This window comes from Collinsella sp. CLA-JM-H32 (genome assembly GCF_040098165.1).
Lineage (GTDB): Bacteria > Actinomycetota > Coriobacteriia > Coriobacteriales > Coriobacteriaceae > Collinsella.
Window position 1 is genome coordinate 63,923 of the sequence record NZ_JBBNMZ010000003.1, and the last position, 22,769, is coordinate 86,691.

Genomic DNA, 22,769 nt, shown 5'->3' on the forward strand with positions numbered 1-22,769 from the left:
GTGAGTGAGAGCGTCGCTGAGCCAGTCGTTTGTTTCCAGACTGTGTATCTGCGCGTTGGAGAACCCGTCTCGCGCGCACGCCATGTTGTCAATGGGTTACAGTATGAACGGCGGTTATGTTTCCGCCAACGCACGAGAGGGTCGTCAACAAGGAGGATGCACGACGATGCAGCGTGCCAAACAGATATCGGAGTCCATCGAACTGGGCATTATCCTGGCGCTCGCCGGTGGCTTTATGGATGTGTATTCGTACATTGGGCGCGACCATGTTTTCGCCAACGCGCAGACGGGCAACATCCTGCTTGTGGGCGTGAGCATTTCGGAGGGCAATTGGGTGCTGGCGGGACGCTATTTCTTCCCCGTGGTGTCGTTTGCCGTGGGCATTATGCTTGCCGACCTGGTGCACGAGCGGTTTGGCAGCGTGATCCACTGGCGTCAGGTGACGGTGTTCTTTGAAGCCGTCATCTTGCTGGGCGTGAGCTTTATCCCCGGTGGCGGTTACAACCTGCTCGCCAACTGCCTTACCTCGTTTGCCTGCGGCATGCAGGTCGAGAGCTTCCGCAAGATCCACGGTCACGGCATCGCTACGACCATGTGCATCGGCAACTTGCGCAACGCGCTGCAAAACGTGGACGATTACATCATCACCCACAGGCGCGGCTTTTTGGAAAACGGCCTGCTGTACTTTGGCGTGATCTTTACCTTTGTGTTTGGCGCCGTGTTGGGCAACTGGTGTATTGAGCGCATGGGCCTGCACGCCATCGTCGTGGCGAGCTTGCTGCTGTTTGTCGCGTTTGCCATCATGTTCATCGACCGCGAGCGCGACTTGCGCTTACGCTGGAAGGTTGCGGCCGAGGCTTGGAAAGAGGGCTGCCGAAAGTAACCGAATGCGGCAAAGGGGCTGTCCCTTTGCCGCAATATTTTTCATCGTCTGTTGAAACGCTTTAAATAGTTTGACGTTCTCACGCGTTTTTTGTTTCAAAAGCGTTAGGATGGGACTCATAGCGCGGGGCGTAATGGATGCCCCGCACACGATGGGAGGCTATCAATGGCTAATCGTTTCGTTCTCAATACCATCTCTTATCATGGTTCCGGCGCCATCAAGGAGATCCCCGGCGAGCTCCAGCGTCGCGGCTACAAGAAGATCTTCGTCTGCTCCGACCCCGATCTGGTCAAGTTTGGCGTTACCGCTAAGGTGACCGACGAGCTCGACGCCGCCGGCATCGCTTGGAGCCTCTACTCCGAGATCAAGCCCAACCCCACGATTCAGAACGTCAAGGACGGCGTCGAGGCCTTCAAGGCCGCCGAGGCTGACGCTATCGTGACCATCGGTGGCGGCTCCTCCATGGACACCGCCAAGGCCATCGGCATCATCATCAACAACCCCGAGTTCGCCGATGTCCGCAGCCTCGAGGGCGTTGCTCCCACTAAGAACCACGCCGTGTTCACCATCGCCGTGCCGACGACCGCCGGTACCGCTGCCGAGGTGACCATCAACTACGTCATCACCGACCCCGAGAAGGTCCGCAAGTTCGTGTGCGTCGACACCAACGACGCCCCCGAGGTCGCCGTCGTCGACCCCGACATGATGGCTTCCATGCCCGCCGGCCTGACCGCCTCCACCGGCATGGACGCTCTGACCCACGCCATCGAGGGCTATACCACCAAGGGCGCTTGGGAGCTCTCCGACATGTTCCACTTTGAGGCCATCAAGCTGATCAGCGAGAACCTACGCGACTCCGTTGCCGAGGCCAAGTCCGGCCAGCCCGGCTCCGGCCGCGAGGGCATGGCCCTTGGCCAGTATGTCGCCGGCATGGGCTTCTCCAATGTTGGCCTGGGCATCGACCACGCCATGGCTCACACCCTGTCCGCTCACTACGACACCCCGCACGGCGTCGCTTGCGCCATGCTGCTGCCGATCGCCATGGAGTTCAACAAGCCGGTTTGCGCCGAGCGTCTGGCCAAGGTTGCCGTCGCCATGGGCGTTGACACCACGGGCATGAGCACCGACGAGGCTGCCGACGCCGCTATCGCCGCCGTCAAGCAGCTTTCCGCCGACGTGAATATCCCGCACGTCTGCGAGGCCATGAAGGCTGACGAGATCGAGGTCCTGGCCAAGGACGCCATGGCCGACGCTTGTTTCCCGGGTAACCCGCGCGAGGCGACGCTCGACGACGTCATCGAGCTCTTCAAGAAGATCTGCCCGGTTGCCTAACCTGGTTCGGCGGGCCCCGCCCGTTAGCCCCACAATCGTCCTCGGACATGTCGGAAGCCCCCGCTGCGCACTTCGTGCGGCGGGGGCTTCCTCCGTCCTGCGGAAAGATTGTGGGACTAACGGGCAGGGGCCTGCCGGCTCGTTATCGTGGCGGGCGCAGTTCCGGGGAGCTCGATGGGTCATCTCGCTAGGTAAAAAGATGGTTCGCGGTGGTATTGTTGCTGTGGGTTTAATTCGATATGAAAGGGTGACAATGGTGTCCAAGATGGATTCTACGCTCTCCTATATTACTGACCAGTTGAAGATGCTGACTTCTATCGCTTCGCCTACGGGGTTTACTCGTGCGGCGACTGATTATCTGATGGAGACCCTGCGCGATATGGGGTTTGGGCCTGAGCGTTCTAATAAGGGTAACGTGCTCGTTGAGCTTGGCGGCGAGGGCGAGCCGCTCGTACTGGCGAGCCATGTCGATACCCTAGGCGCCATGGTGCGTTCCATTAAGGACAATGGCCGCCTGCGCCCCACGACGCTCGGTGGGCATCAGTGGTCTACGGCCGATGGCGAGAACTGCACCGTCTACACGCGCGACGGCAATGTCTACACGGGCGTGGTTCTTAACACCGAGCCTTCGGCGCACGTGGCCGACGAGCCGGTCAAGACCATCGAGAAGAACATGGAGATCTTGCTCGACGAGAACGTCGACAGCAAGGACGATGTGCTCGAGCTGGGTATTCAGACCGGCGACATCATCGCTATGGATCCTCGCACGACGGTGACGGAGAGCGGCTACATTAAGAGCCGCTTCCTGGATGACAAGCTATCGGCCGCCATTTTGTTGGGCTTGGCGCGTGCCGTCGCCGCTGGCGAGGTGACGCTTTCGCGTAAGGTTTCGCTGCTCTTTACCGTGTACGAGGAGGTGGGCCACGGCGGCGCCTTCGTGCCGGCCGACACGCGCGAGATGATCAGCGTTGACATGGGCTGCGTGGGCGACGACCTAGGCTGCACCGAGCACATGGTGTCGATCTGCGCCAAGGATTCGGGCGGTCCGTACAACTACTACCTGGTGACGGCGTTGTCCAATATCGCGCGCGAGCTTGAGCTCGATTACGCTATCGACGTGTATCCGCATTACGGTTCGGACGTCGAAGCCACGCTCTCTGCCGGCTACGACATTCGCCATGGTCTGATCGGCCCCGGCGTGTATGCGAGCCACAACTACGAGCGTAGCCACATGGACGGCGTGCGCAACACCTTCGAGCTCGTCCGCGCCTACGTACAGCGCTAGCGATTCAGCGGCCTCGGCTGATACGGCAGTACCGACCGAGGCCGTCCTCTCTAAGTTGCGGTGAAATAGGGACTGTTTGGCGGTTTTAAACGCTTAAACAGTCCCTATTTCACCGCAATTTATGAAGGGGATGGGGCTACTTAAGTGCGCCGGTCACCGTGCCGCCGCCGAGGACGATGTCGCCGTGGTAGACTACAACGGCCTGGCCGGGGGCGATGGCTCGCTGCGGCTCGTCAAAAGTCAGCAGCATTTGCCCGTCTTCGCCGCGCGTAAGGGTCGCTGCTTGGTCTTTCTGACGGTAACGGTACTTGGCGCCCACGCGAATACCGCCGGCATCGAGTTCTGCCTCCATGCGGTCGGCAGGGGCGCTCCAGATCCAGTCGTCGGCCGTGAGTGCTGTGGCCGTTAGGTCCTCGGCCTCGCCCAGATGCACGGTGTTGTTGGCGGCATCGACGCCTGTCACGTATACGGGATGCGCCATCGCTACGCCCAAACCCTTGCGCTGGCCGATGGTATAGCGCAGTGCGCCGTTGTGGCGCCCGACCACGCTGCCGTCGCGCCATACGATGTCGCCCGGTGCAGCGGCATGTCCGCAGCGGCGCTCGATATAGCCCGCGTAGTCACCGTCTGGAATAAAGCAAATATCCTCGCTTTCGGCCTTCTTGGCGTTGATGAAGTCCTGCTCGGCGGCAATGCGGCGCACGTCGCGCTCCTTGTCCAGGCCTGCCAGCGGAAAGATTGTGCGTGCCAGGCGCTCTTGCGTGAGCGAATACAAAAAGTAACTCTGGTCCTTTTTGGGGTCCTCGCCGCGATGCAGCTGCCAGGTGCCGTCGGGCGCCTGGCTCGTTTTGGCGTAATGTCCCGTTGCGATGTAGTCGCAGCCCATGTCCAGCGCCGCATCGAGCAACGCGCCAAACTTAATGTGGCGGTTGCAGATGATGCACGGGTTGGGCGTCAGCCCCTCCTGGTAGGCGTTCACAAAACGCTCGATAACACTGTGGTCGAAGGTCTGCTGCAGGTCGAGCACATGGTGGGGTATCCCCAGGCGCTCGGCGACGGCCTTTGCATCGGCGATGTCGCGGTCGACCTTACTCGTGCCCGTGGCGGGGTCGGGCGCGGGGCAGGTGAGGCGCATGGTGGCGCCGACGCATTCGTAGCCCTGGCTTTTGAGCAGGTACGCGGTCACGCTAGAATCGACGCCGCCGCTCATGGCGACGAGCACGCGCTTGTTGTGCATGGGGAGGTTCTCCTTGGTGGCATGTGGCCAAAAAAGAAAAGCGGCGCGGGAGGCTGGTTCCGCGCCGCAGACATTGTAGCAAGTTCGGACGTCTCGTGGGACACCCTAACGAGATGGGCTCAGGCAGCCAGAAGAGAGGATAGGCCGGCATGCCATGGGCCTATCGACAAGTGACGGGCCCTTAGTCCTGGAACAGTGCCGTGGACAGGTAGCGCTCGCCGGTGTCGGCAAGCAGGGCCACGATGGTCTTGCCCTCGTTTTCGGGGCGCTTGGCCAGCTGCAGCGCGGCCCACACGGCGGCACCGGACGAAATGCCCACGAGCACACCCTCCTTGTGGCCCACGGCGCGGCCGGTGGCAAAGGCGTCGTCGTTCTCGACGGGGATGATCTCGTCGTAGACCCGGGTGTCGAGGACGTCGGGCACAAAGCCGGCGCCGATGCCCTGGATCTTGTGCGGGCCGGCCTGGCCCTTGGAGAGCACCGGGGAGGTGGCGGGCTCGACGGCGACGACCTTAATCTCGGGGTTCTGCTCCTTGAGGAACTCGCCCACGCCGGTCACGGTACCACCGGTGCCGACGCCGGCGACGAAGATGTCGACCTTGCCGTCGGTGTCGTCCCAGATCTCGGGGCCGGTCGTGGCCTTGTGGATGGCGGGGTTGGCGGGGTTCACAAACTGGCCGGCGATGATGCTGTTGGGAGTCTCCTTCTGCAGTTCCTCTGCCTTGGCGATAGCGCCCTTCATGCCCTTGGAGCCGTCGGTGAGCACGAGCTGCGCACCGTATGCCTGCATCAGCTTGCGGCGCTCGACGGACATGGTCTCGGGCATGGTGATGATCACCTTGTAGCCGCGGGCGGCCGCCACCGAGGCGATGCCGACGCCGGTGTTGCCGCTCGTGGGCTCGATGATGGTGTAGTCGCCGCCGCGCACGAGCTTGCCTGCCTTCTCGGCCTCGTCAATCATGTTCTTGGCGACGCGGTCTTTAACTGACCCGGCGGGGTTGAAGTATTCGAGTTTGACGAGCACACGAGCCTTGAGGTCCTCGTCGGCCTCAAAGTGAGTGAGCTCCAGGAGCGGGGTGTGGCCGATAAGCTGATCGATGGACGTGTAAACCTTGCTCATGGTGAACCTCCAAAGTGTTCAAGTTGCTGGCTGCCGTGTGGTTTCACGGTGCGTGTAGCAGCTAAACCCATAAACCTTATAGGTTGTTCGTTTAGCTGTTGGGAAGCATACTAGACACTAAAGCCTAGTAATGCAATAGGAAATAGAAGATTATTACGAGCTGATTAACCATCTTGACCGGAACGGGTATTTTCAAAACCAATTTTTCGGCTAGAATTTCTACGGACTAAATGACCGAAAGGCAGCACTATACATGTTGGTTTCTACAAAGGGCAGATATGCCCTGCGCGTTATGGTCGATCTGGCCGAGCACCAGGCGGCCGGTCGCATCCCGCTCAAAGAGATCGCGGCGCGACAGGGGATTTCCGAGAAATATCTCGAGAACATCTTGGCTACGCTCGTGCGCGCCAACATGCTTTCGGGCATGCGCGGCAAGGGCGGCGGCTACGTGCTCACGCGCCCGCCCGAGCAGTACACGGTGGGCGAGATCCTGCGCCTGACCGAGGGCAGTCTGGCACCGGTTGCATGCCTGGATGGCGACTGCAAGGGCTGCTCACGCTCGGATGAGTGCCCCACGCTCGACGTGTGGAAGAACCTGGACAAGCTCATCAACGACTACCTCGACGGTGTGACACTCGATCAACTTGTCGCTCCCAACCATGGCTACGACTACGTCATCTAACCCACACCTGCCATTTGGGGACGGGGTAGAAATGGTAGATTCTCTCGCCCTTTGAGACTTGACAAATAAGAAGGCCGCCCATTTTTGCGATGGGCGGCCTTCGTTTTGGGCTGTTGAGACGGGCACGGCCGGAATGGCCGTTTTAGTCCTCGGCGATGCTGTCGAGGATGCTGCGCGTGATGGATACCAGGATACTGCCCATAAAGGCCGATCCAAAGCTGGCGATGGAGATGCCCGCGCCCAGCAGATTGACCGACAGGTAGCTGGCCAGCTCGAGCATAAAGCTGTTGACTACGAGCTGAAAAACACCAAGCGTAATAATAGTGAGCGGCAGTGAGATGACGGTCAGGAACGGTTTGACGAACGAATCGACAATGTTCAGGAACAGTCCCACAAAGGCAAAACAGACCCAGGTCTCGGCAAAGCCGAAGGGTTGGATACCGGGGACGAGGAACGTGGCGATCGCGATGGCGATCGAGGTGAAGAGCCAGTTAAGCATAAAGCGCATGGCGTGAATCCTTTCTTGCGCCGGGATTGCTGGCGTCGCGTGAAGCGGCTTACGGCGGCGACCTGGATGGTTGCGCGGGCGCGCCGCGGTGTTTGGGCGCCCATTGTCTCAAATATTCGTGGAGCTTACGTGCGCATATGGTTTCTAAACGGCGTTCGTCCTGAAAAACGCGCCGCTGGCAGAGAGTCTTGTCGCTTTAGTTTGGTGGTGTGCTACACTGCTACGGGCAAAAGCCACAGGCGTTGCCCTGATGCATAGAACGGGTGAACGATGCCCGATGTCAGTATCAACTTCGATGCCTTTTGGCGGGTTTGGCGGTGATCGATGAATATCGAGAACATGTTTGACAAGCCTGATGTCAAGCAGCTGGTCCACGCATTTAGCCTTTTGGATGACGAGAAGGATATCCAAGCGTTTTTGACCGATATCTGCACGCCGCGCGAGATTTGCGACCTTTCTCAGCGTTTGCAGGTTGCGCGCTATTTGGACGAGGGCGAGCCTTATGTTGAGGTTCAGGCCCGTACCGGCGCTTCGTCCACCACGGTGAGCCGCGTTTCAAAGGCGCTGAACGGCGAGTACGGTGGCTACCGCAAGATCCTCATTAAGTTGGAGGATGGCGAGTAGGCCAGCGACAACATTGAATTACGAAGAACCGTCCCTCCGGGGGCGGTTTTTATATGCCTGCAATCGGCTGGTGCGTTGGGGTCAGGTTGCTTTGTACCAAAAGATGGAACTGCGGTGGCAATGTGTCCGCTTGGGCGGGTAGGATGGATGCATTGATTATTGCGAACGGTTTGAGCGGAGGACCATGCCTGTTCGAATCTATACCACCAATGCCGGCACGGATTTGAGCGATGCCGAGTCGGCGCTGCTTGCCGACCTTATTGCCCGTCACGGGCGTGCCGTGTTGCTGGCACCAACGTTTGCCGAGCTCGATCTGTGCCGTCATGATGCGGCGGAAGCCGGCATTTCGCTGGGTATCGACTACAAGACACCCGCATCGTGGCTTCGCTCGCTTTGGGAGCTTTTGGGCGACGGGCGCGGTTTCGTCGACAACCTGCAACGTCAGATGCTGTTTTCGGATATGATTGCCCGCCGCGACGATGCCGACCTGCAGCCGCTTTCGCGTAGCCAGGGCACGGTGCGCATGCTCGCGCGCATGGCCCGCGATGTGCTGCCGGGTGTGGCGGGGACGACGGCCGAGCGATGCGGTGGCAACAATTGCCAGCCTGAGCCAAAAAGCGACGCCGAGGCTCGCGTATTCGAGCTTTTGCGTGCCTACGCGGGCGGTTTGGACCGTCGAGATATGGTCGAGCCCTGCGAGGCAGCCGACATTATGGCCGGTGCCCTGGCCGATAGCCTGCCGGCGTGCGCCCGCGCCGTATGCGTGCGCGGTATCACGTCGTTTACGCACGGTCTACTCGAGCTGCTGTCTGCCGTGGCGAACAATGGGGGAGAGGTCGTCGTGCTGCTTGCCTGCGAGCAGGCGGCAATGCGCGAGGAACTTGCTGCCGCCTTTGATGCCCGCGGTGTGCTGTTTGAGATCGCGCCGCTGGGGGAGGACGCCGTCGCGTCTGATGTCGCTTGCGGGGCCGCCGCTCAGCCTGCCTTTATTGAGGTCGCCGGCCCCCATGCCCGTGCTCATGTCTATGCGGACGCCATCGATAAGTTGGTGAAAGCGCACAAGGAGTCCAAGGCCGATAAAGCTACTGCAACGCCCGCCGACCCTGTGCGCGTGCTCGTTGTTTCTGCCCGGGCATCCCAGCTGTTCGGTGAGCTCGCCTCTCGTCTGGCGGCGCGTCACATTGCGTCCGAGACGACCGAGTTCACGGCGTTTTCCCAGTCCATCGCGGGCAGGCAGTTTACGGCGCTCGCCAACCTGATCGAGCGTATGAAAGCCGCCGACGAGGGCACCGCTTCCAAGACCGAGTGGTGGCCCGCTCCAGAGCTTACCGACTGGATTTATAGCCCGCTTTCGGGTACTGACGCCGCGAGCGCCCGCGGCTTCGACAAGAACATGCGCCTGTCGCGCAGCAAGACCACTGCGGGCGTCAAGAGCCTGCTGCAGAGTGTGCAGGGCCAGGTGAGGGGCGCCCGCAAGGCCGCCAACGACGATAACTGGTTTAAGAATGTGCCGTGCGTGGTCTCGGACGTGTTTCAGGCGCTGTGGCGCGACAAACCCGTGACGGCGCTCAAGGCCATGCTCGCCGTTGCAGAGGCGCTGCCCGATCGCGCTCTAGGCGGTCTTGACGGCCAGACCCGTCGCCAGGCAGAGACGGCTTTGCTGCGCCATGCCATCGACATCCTTATGAACGATGCTCGCGCGCTCGACGTGTCGCAGGCCGCGACCGTGCCGGTTCTCGACGGCGTTCGAACCAGGGTGGACAAGCGCAGCACCGCTTACGATTACGAGACCTACGAGGTCGATCGCACGCCACGGGCGCAAGTGCGCTTCGTGTCGCTTGCCGATGCGTCGGTTTTGCGTCCTGGCGGCTACGATGCCGTGCTGTTTGCCGATGTCGACCTGGACAGCTATCCGCTTTCGCACGAAGAGGGCCCGCTTGCCACGTTGACGGCCGAGCTGCGCCGCGACGGCGTGTCTTTGGAGCCCGCCGCCCTGCTGCGCGTGCGCTTTGGCCGTGCAATGCAGGCGACGAGCGGTCCGGTCGCGCTTGCCCGCGTGACACACGATCGCCAGGCGCGCGAGTGCTACCCGGCAGCCGTATGGACCGAGCTGCGGGCACATGCCGAGGCCGCTGGCGCTGCCAAGCCCACGTGCGTGGGCGAGGGCGATATCATCGCCGACTTTGATCCCGCGGCAGGTGAAGGCCTCAAGCGCGAGCGCGTGACCTGTGAAGCCCCTCAGCATCTGAGTGCCGAGGCCGTGCCGTATTTGGTCCTGCGCCGTCGCGATGGCGAGGGTGAGGACGCGCCGCTCGTGCCGCGTCTGACGTCCGCCTCGCAGATCGAGGCCTATTCTACCTGCCCACTGTGCTGGTTCGTGTCGTATCGCGTCAAGCCCCAGTCGATCGACGCGAGCTTTGGCAACATGGAGAAGGGCAACTTTGTCCACGACGTGCTGGAGCATCTGCATGCCCGTCTGCCCCAAGAGGGCATGGAGCGCGTGACGCCCGAGAATCTGCCGCGTGCACAGGAGCTGCTGCACGAGGTCTTTGACGAGACGTTGGCCGAGCACGCCGGCAAGCGCGGCACGGAGGGCCCGCTGGTGCCGCTCTCTGCGGTGGAGGAACGCCAGGTGGCCGAGATCTTGCCGCAGCTGGAGGGTGTGCTTGCCTACGAGTCCGAGGCACTTGCCCCCTTTGCCCCGCGCTACCTGGAGTTCGCCTTCAACGAGCTCAAGGTCGAGTATGCCGGTTGGCCGCTTGGCGGGCGCATCGACCGCGTGGACGTGGACGCCGAGAATCGTGCCGTGGTGATCGACTACAAGCATCGCACGGGCGTTGAGGAGTTTAAGCTCGCCGACCCCACGGTGCGTGACGAGGAATCGGGCACGGCGCCCATCGACGATCCGCGCTGGTTGCCACCACATACCCAGACGCTCATCTACGCCCAGGCCATGCGCCGAGCGCTGGATTTGGACACCCGCGCGGCGCTCTACTTTTCGACCAAGGGCGGCAAACCGGCGTTGCGAGGCGCAGCGAGTGCCGAGCTGCTCGAGGAGGAGCGTGGTGACGGTCGCATCCCGGGCCTTAAGAAAGGTTTCCCCGGCGAGGGTGGCAGCATGGACTTCGACGCCCTGCTCGATCGCGTGGAGACCGGCATCGCCGAGCGTCTGCGCGAGCTCGAGGCGGGCAACGTTGCCGCCGTCGACCCGACGTCGGCTCAGGCCGCGCATGCGCGCTGCTCGTATAACCACGAAGGAACGTTTGTAAGGAGGGACGTGTAGACCATGGATCTTTCGACTTTGATGCCGCAACAGCTGCAGATCGTCAAAACGCTCGACCGTCCGCTGTTTGTCTCGGCGGGCGCCGGTTCGGGCAAGACCTTTACCCTCACGCGCCGCATCGTCTACGCACTCTCTCCCGAATCCGGTCCGTTCGTTGAGCATCTGGACCAGGTGCTCGCTATTACCTTTACCAAAGATGCCGCGGCCGAGATTCGTGACCGCGTGCGCCGCGCGCTCATCGACGAGGGCATGGACGAGGAAGCACTGATCGTCGACGACGCGTGGATCTCGACCATTCACGGCATGTGCTCGCGTATCCTGCGCGCGCACGCGCTGGAGCTGGGCATCGATCCCGAGTTCACAGTGCTCACCGATACCGACGAGCTCATGGATCAGGCTGTCGAGCATGTGCTGGGTCGCGCAACGGCGCCCGATGCCGCCCCCGAGCTCGCGGCATCGCTCAAGGCCCTCTACGCCTGGTATCCCATGGCGGGCGAGGGCGGTTCCTTTGGCGCCGGTACGACCATCAAGGGTCTGGCGCGCGACCTGCTGGAGCTGTCGAGTCAGTTGCCGGGCGGTATGGACGACGTGCGCGTGGCGCGCGGCCAGGCCGATACCTCTGCACTCGCCGATGCCTATCGCGCGGCGCTGGGCGCAAGCAAGGCCGCGACCGAGAAGGCGCAGGTGGCGCTCGATGCCATCGACGCGTTCGAGGCGAGCGGCAAGACCATGGTCGATGCGGCGCGACTCATGATGTCGTGCACCATGCCGCGCGCGAGCAAGGCATTCCCCAAGGAGCAGGTCGAGCTGCTCAAGGCCGAGGCCGCCGATGCGTTTATCAATATCGTGCTTGCCTGCGGTGGCCCGGCGCTCGATGCGCTGGTGGGTCTGGCCCGTTCCGTCGAGGCCGAGTATCGCGCATTGAAGGCTGCCCAGTCCGCCCTCGATAATAACGACCTGCTGCGTATGGCCTACGAGGCCCTGCGCGATTACCCTGCCATCCGTGCTGCGTACGAGGGCCGCTTTAAGATGGTCATGATCGACGAGTTCCAGGACACCGACCAGATGCAGGTCGATTTGATTCGCTATCTGACGGGCGCGGGGGAGCGCGCGTTGTGCACCGTGGGCGATGCGCAGCAGTCCATCTATCGCTTCCGTGGCGCCGAGGTCGAGGTGTTCCGCCGTCAGGAGCGCAAGGTGGGCTCCTCTGCTGCGCCCGAGACGTCCGTCGCATCCGATGCCCCTGCCGGCGAACTCGTCAAACTCGTGCGCAACTTCCGCAGCCACGACGAGGTGCTGCGCTATGTGGCACGCGTCTTCGACGGCGATGACGGCGGCCTGATGCAGGGCTTTTTGGATCTTGAGGCGAGCGACGGCCGCAAGGACACGCTGGTGGCAGACGCTTCGCGTCGCCAGGCCCTCTTTGTTGCCGGCGGCAGTACGCAGGAGCGCACGCAGGCCAAGGCCCGCGCGATCGCCGAGCGATTCCGCGCGCTTGCCGATGCCGGCCAGCCCCAGGGCGGCATGGTACTGCTACTGGGCCGCATGACCAACGCCGACGTCTACGCCCAGGCCTTCCGCGATCAGGGGCTCGACTGCGTGATCGCAGGCGGCTCGGTCTTTGCCCAGGCAGCCGAGGTGCAGACGGTGCGTGCCCTGGTCTGCGCGCTCGCCAATCCGGCCGATACGGCGCAGGGCCTTATGCCACTGCTCGCCTCGCCGATGTTTGCGCTCGGTGCCCAGGAGTTCCTGGCGCTGGCGACCAAGCTCGATAGCGAGACAGGGGAGACCTCGCGCCGGAATATCGACATGGGCATCATGAGCGATTTCGACGTGCCGGGTTTGCAAGACTTGCCGCTTGTGACGCGCGCCCGCGAGGTGCTGCGGTATGCGCTTCGTCGCGTGGGCCGCGATTCGTTCGCCGCCATCGCGCGCGACGTGGTCAACGCCTCCGGCTGGTTTGTGCGTCTGGGACAGCGTGGTCCCGAGGGCAAGGCCATTGCCGCCAACGTGCTCAAGGCGCTCGACGCCGTGGCTGAGGCTGAGGCCGAGTTCGGCAACTCGCCGCGTTCCATCGCGCTTGCCTTCGACCGCTTCTTGGCGGGCAAGGAAGCCCCGGGTGCCCTCAACGAGGAAGGCGCCGGCGCGGTGCGCATCATGACGGTGCATGCCTCCAAGGGTCTGGAATATCCGGTCGTGGCGGTCGCCGAGTGCTTTGGCGTGCGTAAGTCCTCGGGTGCGGCACAGATGGGTCGCGTCGAGGGCGGAGCGCAGGTCGTGGCACTGCCGGCACGCTTCGACGGCGTTAAGCTTGCCGACGGTACCTTTGTGAAGGGCGACGACGTCAAAAAGCAGTTTGAGCACGCGTTTAAGGGCAAGGGCACGTCGCTGTGGCTGCCGCCGGAGCTCATGGAGGACGTCTGTGCGACGGGTTCTCCCGCCGAGGCATTTGCTCGCCTGCGCAACGCCGACCTGCAGCTTTCGCTCGAGGAACGGGCCCGCTTGCTCTATGTTGCCATGACGCGTGCGCGCGAGCTGGTGATCTTGGCGATGGATGCCGGCGTGAGCCGTGGCAAGGTGACGGCGCCGACCTTCGATGTCGAGACCGATCTGACCTACGACGTGCTGCGCCGTATTTTGCCGACGGACGCTCTGGACATGCCGCAGCTCGATACCGACCGCCTGGTGTTCGACAACTCCCAGCCGGGCGACTACGAGCTCATATCGCTAGCAGACTTTACGTTTGGCGAGCAGGCGTTTGAGGCCAACGCTTCGCTGGATGCCGAGGGCAGGCTTGTTCGTGGCGATGCCGATGCAGATGCTGCCGACGATTCGGCCAGTACAATCGTCCCCGGTCCTGCCGACCCCGAGCCCGATGCGTTTGAGCTCGTGTATCCCCAGGCGGTGGGCGTGCGCATGGGCATCTGTCCGTTTCCGGTGCGTGACTCGTATAGCTACTCGTCAATCGCTGCGGCGCTCCATGCCGAGACAGAAGACCGTGCCGCCGAGGCGCGTGTGCCCATGGACGAGTCCGGCGATGATGCAGAGTCGGATGGCTCGGAGATGACGGATGCAGACGTGGCTGCTGTCGAGCCCGCCGGCAATCCCATGGCGCTGGGCTCGGCCTTCCACGCCGCCTGCCAGTGGCTCATCGAGATGGGTGCCGATGCGCTGCCCGCTGAGCGTGCCGACGCCCTGGCTCGCCTGTGGCACCTGACGCCAGAACAGCGCGAGCGCTTCGATGTCGCTCTGGAGCGCTGGCTCAAGTCGTCGGTTCGTGCCGACCTGCTCGCGTGGCCGTGCGTTCGCGCCGAGGTGCCGTTCTTTTCGCTGGGCTGCGAGGACGAGGACATCGCTCGCTACGGCGCATATGCCGAAGGCGCCATCGATGCACTGGCGACGAACCCGGCGGATTCGTCACGCGCGCTGGTCATCGACTATAAGACGGGCGGCACGCCGGACGAGACGCCGGACCAGCTGCAGGAGAAGCACGCCCTGCAGGCGCGCGTCTACGCTGATGTTCTGAGCAAGGCGGGCTTTGAGGCTGTGACCGTCAAGTTCGTCCGCGTGGAGCAGGCCGATCCGACTCTCTTCGTCAATCCCGCCGAGCCCCAAGTAGTCACCTACAACTTCTAGTCCTCAGATAACTTGCGGTGGAATACGGACTGTTTTGGCCAAAAAGCCGCCAAACAGTCCGCATTTCACCGCAACTGCAAGAGGAGCCGTGTTGGTTTGGCTAGGTTCGGGTGCCGTCCGCGCCGTGGGGTAAAATCGTTCAGTCAGAACACGAACCCGCATCGGAGCTCATCACATGGCATTCGTCCATCTGCACAATCACACTGTTTTCTCCATGCTCGACGGCGCAACCCGTATCCAGGATATGGTCAACCGCGCCGTTGAGCTGGGCATGCCCGCCGTGGCCATTACCGACCACGGCTACATGTATGGCGTGCCCGACCTGGCGCTGGCCTGCGACGCCGTCAACCACAACACGCCCGAGTACAAAACCTGGAGCCACGACAAGGCCTTCTTGGAAAAGGACCGCCGCGACGAGTTGGTGGAGCCCGACCCCGAGGCAAACCCGCGCGAGCATGCCCAGTACGTCAAAGACATGGCCATGTGGGACGAGAAGGGCAACATCGACGAGCTCAAACCGCCCCTGGTCATCAAGCCCATCTTTGGCTGCGAGGTCTACTTTACGCCGGACGAGACCCTTGCCCGCGACCACAAGCCCGAGCTCTACCACATGATCCTTCTGGCCAAGGATCAGGAGGGCTACGTCAACCTAATGCAGACGGTCTCCGAGGCCGCCGTGCAGGGCTTTTACTACAAGCCGCGCGTGACGCTCGACAACCTGCGCCGCCATGCCAAGGGCATGATCTGCACGAGCGCCTGCATCGCGGGCATCATCCCCAAATACATCGACCGCGGTGACATGGAGGGCGCCATCAAGTGGGCCGAGACCTTCCGCGACACCTTCGACCCTGGCGACTTTTACATCGAGATCCAGGAACACGGTATTACCACCGACAACGGCCTGACCGACGAGCAGATGGACCGCACGCTCATCGACATTGCCAAACAGGTGGGTGTCAAGGTCATCGCCACCAACGACTTCCACTACCTGCGCCGCGAGGACGCGCCTGTGCAGGACGTCATCATGTGCATTGGCATGAATGCCAAGGTCGACGACCCCAACCGCATGCGCATGACCGGCTCGGAGTTTTACATGAAGACCGAGGAGGAGATGCGGGCGATGTTCCCGTATTGCCCCGAGGCCTGCGACAACACGCTCGAGATCGCCGACAAGTGCTACGTTGAGCTGGACTGGGACTCTATCATCCTGCCGCGCTTTCCGCTGCTCGATCCCGGCGAGACGCACGAGAGCCAGTTCCGCCGCGAGTGCGAGAAGGGCCTGCGCCAACACTATGGCGATGACTGGGCCACACGCGAAATCGGTGGCGTCAACATCAAAGAGCGCTTTGAGTACGAATACAAGGTCATCTGCGACAAGGGCTTTGCCGCCTACTTCCTCATCGTTGCCGAGTACGTGCAATGGGCCAAGGACAACGGCATCGGCGTCGGCCCCGGCCGTGGCTCGGCCGCCGGCGCTATCGTCGCCTACGCCATGAACATCACCGCGTTCGACCCGCTCGAGAACGGCCTGATGTTCGAGAGGTTCCTGTCCCCGCAGCGTACCGAGATGCCCGATATCGATATGGACTTCGACGATGAGCGGCGCCTCGAGGTCGTGGAGCACGTTCGCCAGCTCTACGGCCCCGAGAAGGTCACCCACGTCATCACCTACTCGACCATCAAGGCCAAGCAGGCCATCAACGACGCCGCGCGCGTTCTGGACTACCCGGTCTACATGGGCCAGCGCCTGTCCAAGATGGTCTCGAGCGATCCCAAGGTCAAGCTCAAGCAAGTACTCGAAAAACAACCCGGCAAAGAGGATCTGTTTAACCCCGACTTTGCCGAGGCCTATAAAAAGGACGACGACGCCCGCCGCATCATCGACACGGCGCTCTCGATTGAGGGCCTCACCCGTGGCGAGGGCGTGCACGCGTGCGCCGTTCTGATCTGCCGCGATCCCGTCAACGAGCATGTGCCCACCAAGCTCGATACCAAGGGCGGCGTCGAGATTACCCAGTACGAGGGCCATACCGTTGCCGACATGGGCCTGCTCAAGATGGACTTCCTGGGCCTGCGCACGTTGACGGTTATCTCCAAGGCCAAGGCCAACATCAAAAAGAACTTCGGCATCGACATCAAAGAGGAAGAGATTCCCTTTGACGACCCCGAGATCTTTAAGCTCATGGGCTCCGGTCACACTGCCGGCGTCTTCCAGGTCGAGTCCGCCGGCATGACGGCCACGATCAAGAACATGAAGCCCACCGAGTACAAGCACGTCGTGGCATTGATCGCTCTATACCGCCCGGGCCCGCTGGGCGCCGGCATGGTCTCGTCCTACATCAACCGCATGAACGGCAAGGAACCGGCCGTCTCCTACGACGACCGTCTGGACGACATCCTGGGCGAAACCTACGGCACCATGGTCTACCAGGAGCAGGTTATGCTCATCTCCGTCGAGATGTGCGGCTTCTCCAAGGGCGAATCGGACTCGCGTATCCGTAAGCCCGTGGCTAAGAAAAAGATCAAACTGCTCACGTCGACGGTGCTCCACTGGGAGGATGGCTCGGACGAGACCACCTACGACCACTGGATGAACGGCGCTATCAAGAACAACTACACGCGCGAGGTCGCCCAGAAGATTTGGGACGATGTTCTCGAGTTCGCATCCTACGCCTTCAACAAGTCGCACTCCGCCGGCTATGCCATTCTGGTTATGCAGACGGCATGGCTCAAGGCGCACTATCCGCACGAGTACATGGCGGCCGTCCTGACGTCCTACACGGGCAAGACCGACAAGATCGTGCACTACGTCTCGGCATGCCGTCACGACGGCATCCCCGTGCTTTCGCCAGATGTCAACGAGTCCGGTACCGAGTTCACGGCTACCAAGGAAGGCGTGCGCTTTGGTTTGGCTGGCATCCGCGGCGTGGGCACCGGCGTGGCGCAGGCGATTATCGCCGAGCGCGAGGCGGGCGGCCCGTTTAAGACGCTGCACGACTTTGTCGAGCGCGTGGACTCGAGCCAGGCCAACCGTCGCGTGATCGAATCGCTCATCAGGGCAGGCGCCTTTGACTCCACGGGGTATCCGCGTCGCCAGATGATGCACTTTGTGGACAAGAACAACCCCGAGAACATCATCGATGCCGCTGTGAAGCGCCAGAAGGATCGTGCGAGCGGCCAGACGTCGTTCTTCGATATGTTTGGCGACGTTGAGGGCTCGGGCTTTGAGGTGAGCGTACCCGATCCGGATGGCCAGGAGTGGGACCGCCACCTTAAGCTGAGCCAGGAGAAGGAGGTTCTGGGCATCTATGTCTCGGACCACCCGCTGCGCCCGTTTGAGTATGCACTTAGCAAAGCGCGCGACTTCTCGTTCTCGCAGATCGACACCGGCTACGAGGTTCAGAATCCTACGGGCGGCACCATCAACCAGGAGATTCCCGAGGGTAAGGCGCTGTGGTGGGCCGGCATGGTCTCGAGCGTGTCCAAGCGCGTGACCAAAAACGGCGACCCCATGGGCATCGTGCAGCTCGAAGACATGGAAGGCGAGGCCACGGTCGTGGTGTTCCCCAAGACCTACAAGGAAGCCGAGGGGTATCTATACGGCGAGGTCGATCCCGAGACCGGTGCACAGCTGTCCGATGCGTTTGTTCGTATTAAGGGCAAGCTCGAGCGCTCGGACCGCGGCGACCAGATCATCGCGCAGGAGATCGTGCCGCTTGAGCTTAACGAGGAGAACAACAAGCCCAAGGTGTTTGAGGTCATGGTGCCCAACAGCCGCTTTAGCCAGGGCAATATGGCGCGTCTTGCCACGGTGCTTACCGCCAACCCGGGCGGCGACCGCGTGGAGATCTTTATCGAGCAGGTGGACGGGCGCGTACTGCGTGCCGAGGTGCCGGCCAAGGTCAACGCACGCTCGATTCCGCTGCTGGCAGAGGCCAAGGCCATCGTGGGTAACCAAGGCCGCGTGACGGTAATTTAAGGACGGCGTTGGCGGGGTAGCTAATTTGGGACGGGGCTATTTTAGCTACCCTTTGACTGACGGCGAATGAGTCGGGGTCGGAATGCATCTCAACCGACATATGGGGGTAGCTAAAATAGCCCCGTCCCAAATTAGCTACCCCGGGTGAGATTGGAGGAAGTGATGACGCAGGGGACGTTTGCGCAGGCGCTCCGTAAGGAGGCGGCGCTCAGCAGTACCTTTATGAAGGGGCGCTCGCTCATGCTCAACGGTGCCGTGCTGTCGTTTGAGGACTCCGACTCGCGCTTCTCCAAAAACGTGACTATCGAGGGCTCGGTGCGCGGCTCGCGCGGTGACCTGTACAAGACGCACGTGGCGCTCGATATGGACGAGCACGAGGTGATCGACTACGACTGCGATTGCCCCGCTGCCTTCCGCTATTCCGGCATGTGCAAGCACGCCATCGCCACGGCGTTGGCGTATCTGGATGCCAGCGGCGCCGAGCCCGTTGAGGGCCTGCGCACGCCGGTCCGCACGTTTACGGCACCGCCCGTACAATCCAAACAGCCCACACGCCCCGCGCCCACCGCATCTGCGGTCAACCCCAACTTTCCCTTCCCGGCACCCGTCCCCACGAGCCCGAGCCTTGTGGCGGCGCTTTCCGATCTTTCGGACGTGCGCATGGACGAGCTCGTGGCCATGCGTCGCAAGCTCGCCGGCACCATCGACCCCGATGCGCCCAAAGCGGTGCTGGAGCCCTCGCTGGTGCCGTACTACAATCCGCTGTTTGCCGATCGCTTTAACTGGGCGCTCGAGTTTCGCATTCGCTGCGGTTCGGTGTCCTACGTGGTTAAGGATATCGACGGCATGGCCGATGCCTATGTGCGCGGCGGTACGTTCTCCTATGGCAAGAAGCTCACGTTTGCCCATGTGTCCGAGGCTTTCGATGACGTGTCGACAAAGCTGCTCGACTTTATCGCAATGACGGTCGCCTACCTAGGCGATATTACGAGCTCGCGCTCGGCATCGTATGACTTTGCCCGCAGCGGCTTTGTCGCCGAGCGTCAGTTGCCGGTATCCGAATATTCCGTCGTGTCCGTGCTGGACCTGCTGCGCGGCAGGACCATGTCCTTTGAGCCTGCTTGGTCGCGGGGGACGACGACGCATCGCGCCTACGAGGTGGCCGTCGAGCCGTCGCCGCAGGGGGAGGGCGAAGTCCCGGCTAAGCGCCCGCCGCTCCTTGCCGCCAAGATTGCACCGGCGGCGGGAGGCAGCTACGACCTGCGCCTTCCGGCCGATACGTATTGCTTTGTCGCGAGCGACGCAGCCTATCTGGTCGATACGCGCCGAGCACGCCGTACCGACACGGTGTTTGCCCAACATGCGGCGCCGTTCCTGTCGCACTTGTTGCCCTGCCGCACGCCGGTCCATATCGCCGCCGACCAGGTGGGCGAGTTCTGCCGCATGGCGCTGCCTATCTTGCGCGACTACACCGACCTGACCGCTCCCGCCGCGCTCGACGCTGTGGCGCCCGAGCCGAGTTTTGCCATGGCGATTGGCGTCGACGATGGTCTTGTGACCTGCAAAATTACGGTTTCCTACGGCGACTGGTCGGCAGATCTCTTTAGTCTGGGCGCTCCGGGCAGCCCCTTCGAAGAGCAGCGCCCGGGCGTGCCGCCGCGCGATGAGGTGGCAGAGTTTCGCATTATGGACACGGCAGCCCTGTACTTCGATTTCTACGAGGGCGGCCTGGCGTTTGAGGAACGCGACGACGCCCGCCTGTTCCACTTGCTGACCGAGGGCCTGTCTGCCCTGTCCGAGCTGGGCGAGGTCATGCTCAGCGACCGCCTGCGCCAGATTTCGGTCCGTCCTGCGCCCAAGCTTTCGGTGCGTGCGACCGTCAAGAGTAACCTGCTCGACGTCGAACTGGGCGCGAGCGCGCTTTCGGCGGCTGACCTTGCCATCTATCTCGATTCGTATAAGCGCCACCAGACGTTCGCGCGCCTTACGTCCGGCGATATCGTGCGCCTGGACGAGGGCGCTCGTGCCGCGTTTGGTCTTGCCGAGGACCTTGGCGTCGATGCCGTCGACCTGCTCGATGGCGTGTCGCTTCCCGCGTCGAGCACCCTGTTTGTCGACAGCATGATCGCGCGCACGCCGGCGCTCGAGGCCGATCGCGACGCGGCGTTCCGCCGCACTGTCGAGCGCCTGGACACGCTCGGCAAGATGGACTTTACGGTACCCGCCTCGCTCAAGGCCACGCTGCGCGGCTATCAGGTTGACGGCTATCAGTGGCTCGGCTCGCTCGAGCACCTGGGCCTTGGCGGCATCTTGGCCGACGATATGGGCTTGGGCAAAACGCTGCAGATGATCGCGCACATTCTGGCGCGCGTGGAAGCGGGGGATACCAAGCCCACGCTCGTGGTATGCCCCGCGTCGCTTGTGTACAACTGGACTGCCGAGCTGGAGCGCTTTGCCCCCTCGCTTGATGTGTGCGCCATTGTGGGCGCCAAAGCGCAGCGCCGCGTGCAGATAGCCGGAGCCGACGAGCATAACGTGGTCGTGACGTCGTATGACCTTATGCGGCGCGATATCGACGAGTACGTCGAGCAGGACTTTGCCCGTGTGGTGCTCGATGAGGCCCAGTACATTAAAAACCCGCTCACCCAGGTGGCGCGCGCCGCAAAGCGCCTGCCTGTCGGCGTGCGCTTTGCCCTGACGGGCACGCCCATCGAAAACCGCCTATCCGAGCTCTGGAGCATCTTCGACTTTTTAATGCCGGGCCTGCTCGGCACGCGCGAGTCGTTTGCCAAGCGCTTCGAAAGCCCGGTCGAGCATGCCGAGGGCGACAGTGCCGCTCGCCTGCAAGCGCTCGTGTCGCCGTTTGTGTTGCGCCGTGTCAAGGAAGACGTGGTGGCCGACCTGCCCGAGAAGATCGAGGACACGGTCATGGCGCAGCTCACCGGCGAGCAGCGCAAACTCTACCTGGCCAACCAGGACCGCATCGCCCAACAGGTGCAGCATCGCGAGGCATCCGAGTTTAAGAAGGACAAGCTCAAGGTGCTCGCCGAGCTCACCAAGCTGCGCCAGATCTGCTGCGACCCGCGTCTGCACTACGAGGATTACAAGGCGGGGAGCGCCAAACTCGATACGTGCATGGAGCTCGTGCACGGCGCACTCGACGGCGGACATCGCATCCTGTTGTTCAGCCAGTTTACGGGTATGCTCGATATTATCGGTAAGCGCCTGGCCAAGGAGGACATCGCCTTCCTTAAGCTCACGGGCGCTTCGTCTAAGGAGAGCCGCGCCAAGATGGTCGCGCAGTTCCAAGCGGGCGAGGTTCCGGTCTTTTTGATTTCGCTCAAGGCGGGCGGCGTGGGCCTTAACTTGACGGCTGCCGACGTGGTCATCCACTACGACCCGTGGTGGAACGTGGCGGCGCAGGACCAAGCAACTGATCGTGCACACCGTATTGGCCAGCAGCATACCGTGACCGTGTACAAGCTCATCGCCAAGGACACGATCGAGGAACGCATTATGCAGATGCAGGAGTCCAAGCGCGACCTGGTCAACAGCGTACTCGGCGGCGACGGCATCTTGTCGGCACTGTTCACGCGCGAGGATGTTCTGGCGCTTCTCGGCGGCGACGGGCGCTAGCCGCGCGCGGGGTGGGACTGCTGGAGTGGGCAGGACGGTCGACGCATTTTGGCCCGACCGCTTGCCTGATCCGTTATGTGTTCATTTGCAATGCCGTGGATGGTTTGTCTGCCTTTGGGCATAAGAACCATCAAGAACATTGGCACATCAGCAAAGGAGAACATCATGGCGAAATTCTTTAAGGACCCCGACGGTAAGCTCATCGCTGCCCTTGGCGACGACGTTGCGACCCCTGCCGGTTGCACGGAACTGACCGCAAACACTGAGGACGCGGCGCACGAGAAGCACGTGCCTGTTGTCGAGACCGAGCGCGACGGTCACGTGATTCGTGCACGCGTGGGCTCGGTCGAGCATCCCAGCCTGCCCGAGCACTATATTGAGTGGATCGCCCTTGAGGCCGAGGGCCGTCTGGAGGTCCATTACCTCCAGCCCGGCATGAAGCCCGCGACGTTTTTTGCCGGCGGCTCCAAGACCGGTACCGTCTATGCCTATTGCAACCTGCACGGGCTGTGGTCCGCGACGTTCTAGGAGCGCGCCCCCGCTCGGGGTATCATAGCTAGCATA

At 62.3% G+C, this 22,769-nt stretch carries 12 protein-coding genes and 1 pseudogene; 10 read left to right on the forward strand and 3 right to left on the reverse strand.

Translation table 11 applies throughout. The features are described from left to right. Positions 1-166: 166 nt before the first annotated feature. The 3 genes from AAA021_RS02490 to AAA021_RS02500 all read left to right on the forward strand — a co-directional run bounded on the left by AAA021_RS02490 (position 167) and on the right by AAA021_RS02500 (position 3,500). Positions 167-883 (forward strand): YoaK family protein, encoded by a 717-nt coding sequence (locus AAA021_RS02490; protein ID WP_117769509.1) that lies wholly within the window; start codon positions 167-169, stop codon positions 881-883. 165 nt (positions 884-1,048) lie between these two features. Next, a complete protein-coding gene (gene fucO, locus AAA021_RS02495) occupies positions 1,049-2,215 on the forward strand; it encodes a lactaldehyde reductase (RefSeq protein WP_117769511.1) in 1,167 nt (388 codons plus the stop codon). 265 nt (positions 2,216-2,480) lie between these two features. After that, positions 2,481-3,500 (forward strand): M42 family metallopeptidase, encoded by a 1,020-nt coding sequence (locus AAA021_RS02500; protein WP_349087813.1) that lies wholly within the window; start codon positions 2,481-2,483, stop codon positions 3,498-3,500. A gap of 136 nt (positions 3,501-3,636) precedes the next feature. Here AAA021_RS02500 and mnmA read toward each other — a convergent pair. Further along, a pseudogene (gene mnmA, locus AAA021_RS02505) lies at positions 3,637-4,740 on the reverse strand (tRNA 2-thiouridine(34) synthase MnmA); the annotation flags it as partial. A 178-nt stretch (positions 4,741-4,918) separates the two neighbouring features. After that, positions 4,919-5,857 (reverse strand): cysteine synthase A, encoded by a 939-nt coding sequence (cysK, locus tag AAA021_RS02510; protein ID WP_196032330.1) that lies wholly within the window; start codon positions 5,855-5,857, stop codon positions 4,919-4,921. A 253-nt stretch (positions 5,858-6,110) separates the two neighbouring features. On the opposite strand from cysK, the gene AAA021_RS02515 reads away from it, so the two are divergent. Further along, positions 6,111-6,539, forward strand: a complete 429-nt coding sequence (locus tag AAA021_RS02515; protein ID WP_022094857.1) for an Rrf2 family transcriptional regulator — start codon at positions 6,111-6,113, stop codon at positions 6,537-6,539. A gap of 142 nt (positions 6,540-6,681) precedes the next feature. Here the strand turns inward: AAA021_RS02515 and AAA021_RS02520 are convergent, their stop codons facing one another. Then, on the reverse strand, positions 6,682-7,047 hold the full coding sequence (locus AAA021_RS02520; RefSeq protein ID WP_196032327.1) for a phage holin family protein: 366 nt from the start codon (positions 7,045-7,047) through the stop codon (positions 6,682-6,684). Between the two features lie 324 nt (positions 7,048-7,371). Here AAA021_RS02520 and AAA021_RS02525 point away from each other — a divergent pair, with 324 nt between their 5' ends. From AAA021_RS02525 to AAA021_RS02550, 6 genes are all read left to right on the forward strand, one after another. Further along, entirely contained in the window at positions 7,372-7,671 is a 300-nt protein-coding gene (locus tag AAA021_RS02525; protein WP_022094855.1) for a YerC/YecD family TrpR-related protein, read from the forward strand. A 184-nt stretch (positions 7,672-7,855) separates the two neighbouring features. Continuing rightward, complete coding sequence (locus tag AAA021_RS02530) at positions 7,856-10,954, forward strand: PD-(D/E)XK nuclease family protein (protein WP_349087815.1); 3,099 nt, start codon at positions 7,856-7,858, stop codon at positions 10,952-10,954. 3 nt (positions 10,955-10,957) lie between these two features. Then, the gene (locus AAA021_RS02535) at positions 10,958-14,590 is read left to right on the forward strand and encodes a UvrD-helicase domain-containing protein (RefSeq protein WP_349087817.1); all 3,633 of its coding nucleotides are present in this window, start codon (positions 10,958-10,960) and stop codon (positions 14,588-14,590) included. Positions 14,591-14,765: 175 nt separating this feature from the next. Beyond that, positions 14,766-18,569 carry a DNA polymerase III subunit alpha gene (gene dnaE / locus AAA021_RS02540; RefSeq protein WP_349087819.1) on the forward strand — a complete coding sequence of 1,268 codons (3,804 nt, stop codon included), beginning with the start codon at positions 14,766-14,768 and terminating at the stop codon, positions 18,567-18,569. A 162-nt stretch (positions 18,570-18,731) separates the two neighbouring features. Further along, positions 18,732-22,205: an SNF2-related protein gene (locus AAA021_RS02545; RefSeq protein WP_349087820.1), complete on the forward strand. Its 3,474-nt coding sequence runs from the start codon at positions 18,732-18,734 to the stop codon at positions 22,203-22,205. 165 nt (positions 22,206-22,370) lie between these two features. Beyond that, positions 22,371-22,733 (forward strand): desulfoferrodoxin family protein, encoded by a 363-nt coding sequence (locus AAA021_RS02550; RefSeq protein ID WP_349087821.1) that lies wholly within the window; start codon positions 22,371-22,373, stop codon positions 22,731-22,733. The last annotated feature ends 36 nt before the right edge of the window (positions 22,734-22,769 follow it).

Bases quoted from the DNA above. Each gene is read 5' to 3' on its own strand.
- AAA021_RS02530 (WP_349087815.1), top strand. From the start codon at position 7,856: ATGCCTGTTCGAATCTATACCACCAATGCCGGCACGGATTTGAGCGAT.
- AAA021_RS02520 (WP_196032327.1), bottom strand. From the start codon at position 7,047: ATGCGCTTTATGCTTAACTGGCTCTTCACCTCGATCGCCATCGCGATC.
- fucO (WP_117769511.1), top strand. From the start codon at position 1,049: ATGGCTAATCGTTTCGTTCTCAATACCATCTCTTATCATGGTTCCGGC.
- cysK (WP_196032330.1), bottom strand. From the start codon at position 5,857: ATGAGCAAGGTTTACACGTCCATCGATCAGCTTATCGGCCACACCCCG.
- AAA021_RS02525 (WP_022094855.1), top strand. From the start codon at position 7,372: ATGAATATCGAGAACATGTTTGACAAGCCTGATGTCAAGCAGCTGGTC.
- AAA021_RS02550 (WP_349087821.1), top strand. From the start codon at position 22,371: ATGGCGAAATTCTTTAAGGACCCCGACGGTAAGCTCATCGCTGCCCTT.
- AAA021_RS02500 (WP_349087813.1), top strand. From the start codon at position 2,481: ATGGATTCTACGCTCTCCTATATTACTGACCAGTTGAAGATGCTGACT.
- AAA021_RS02535 (WP_349087817.1), top strand. From the start codon at position 10,958: ATGGATCTTTCGACTTTGATGCCGCAACAGCTGCAGATCGTCAAAACG.
- AAA021_RS02515 (WP_022094857.1), top strand. From the start codon at position 6,111: ATGTTGGTTTCTACAAAGGGCAGATATGCCCTGCGCGTTATGGTCGAT.
- AAA021_RS02545 (WP_349087820.1), top strand. From the start codon at position 18,732: ATGACGCAGGGGACGTTTGCGCAGGCGCTCCGTAAGGAGGCGGCGCTC.
- AAA021_RS02490 (WP_117769509.1), top strand. From the start codon at position 167: ATGCAGCGTGCCAAACAGATATCGGAGTCCATCGAACTGGGCATTATC.
- dnaE (WP_349087819.1), top strand. From the start codon at position 14,766: ATGGCATTCGTCCATCTGCACAATCACACTGTTTTCTCCATGCTCGAC.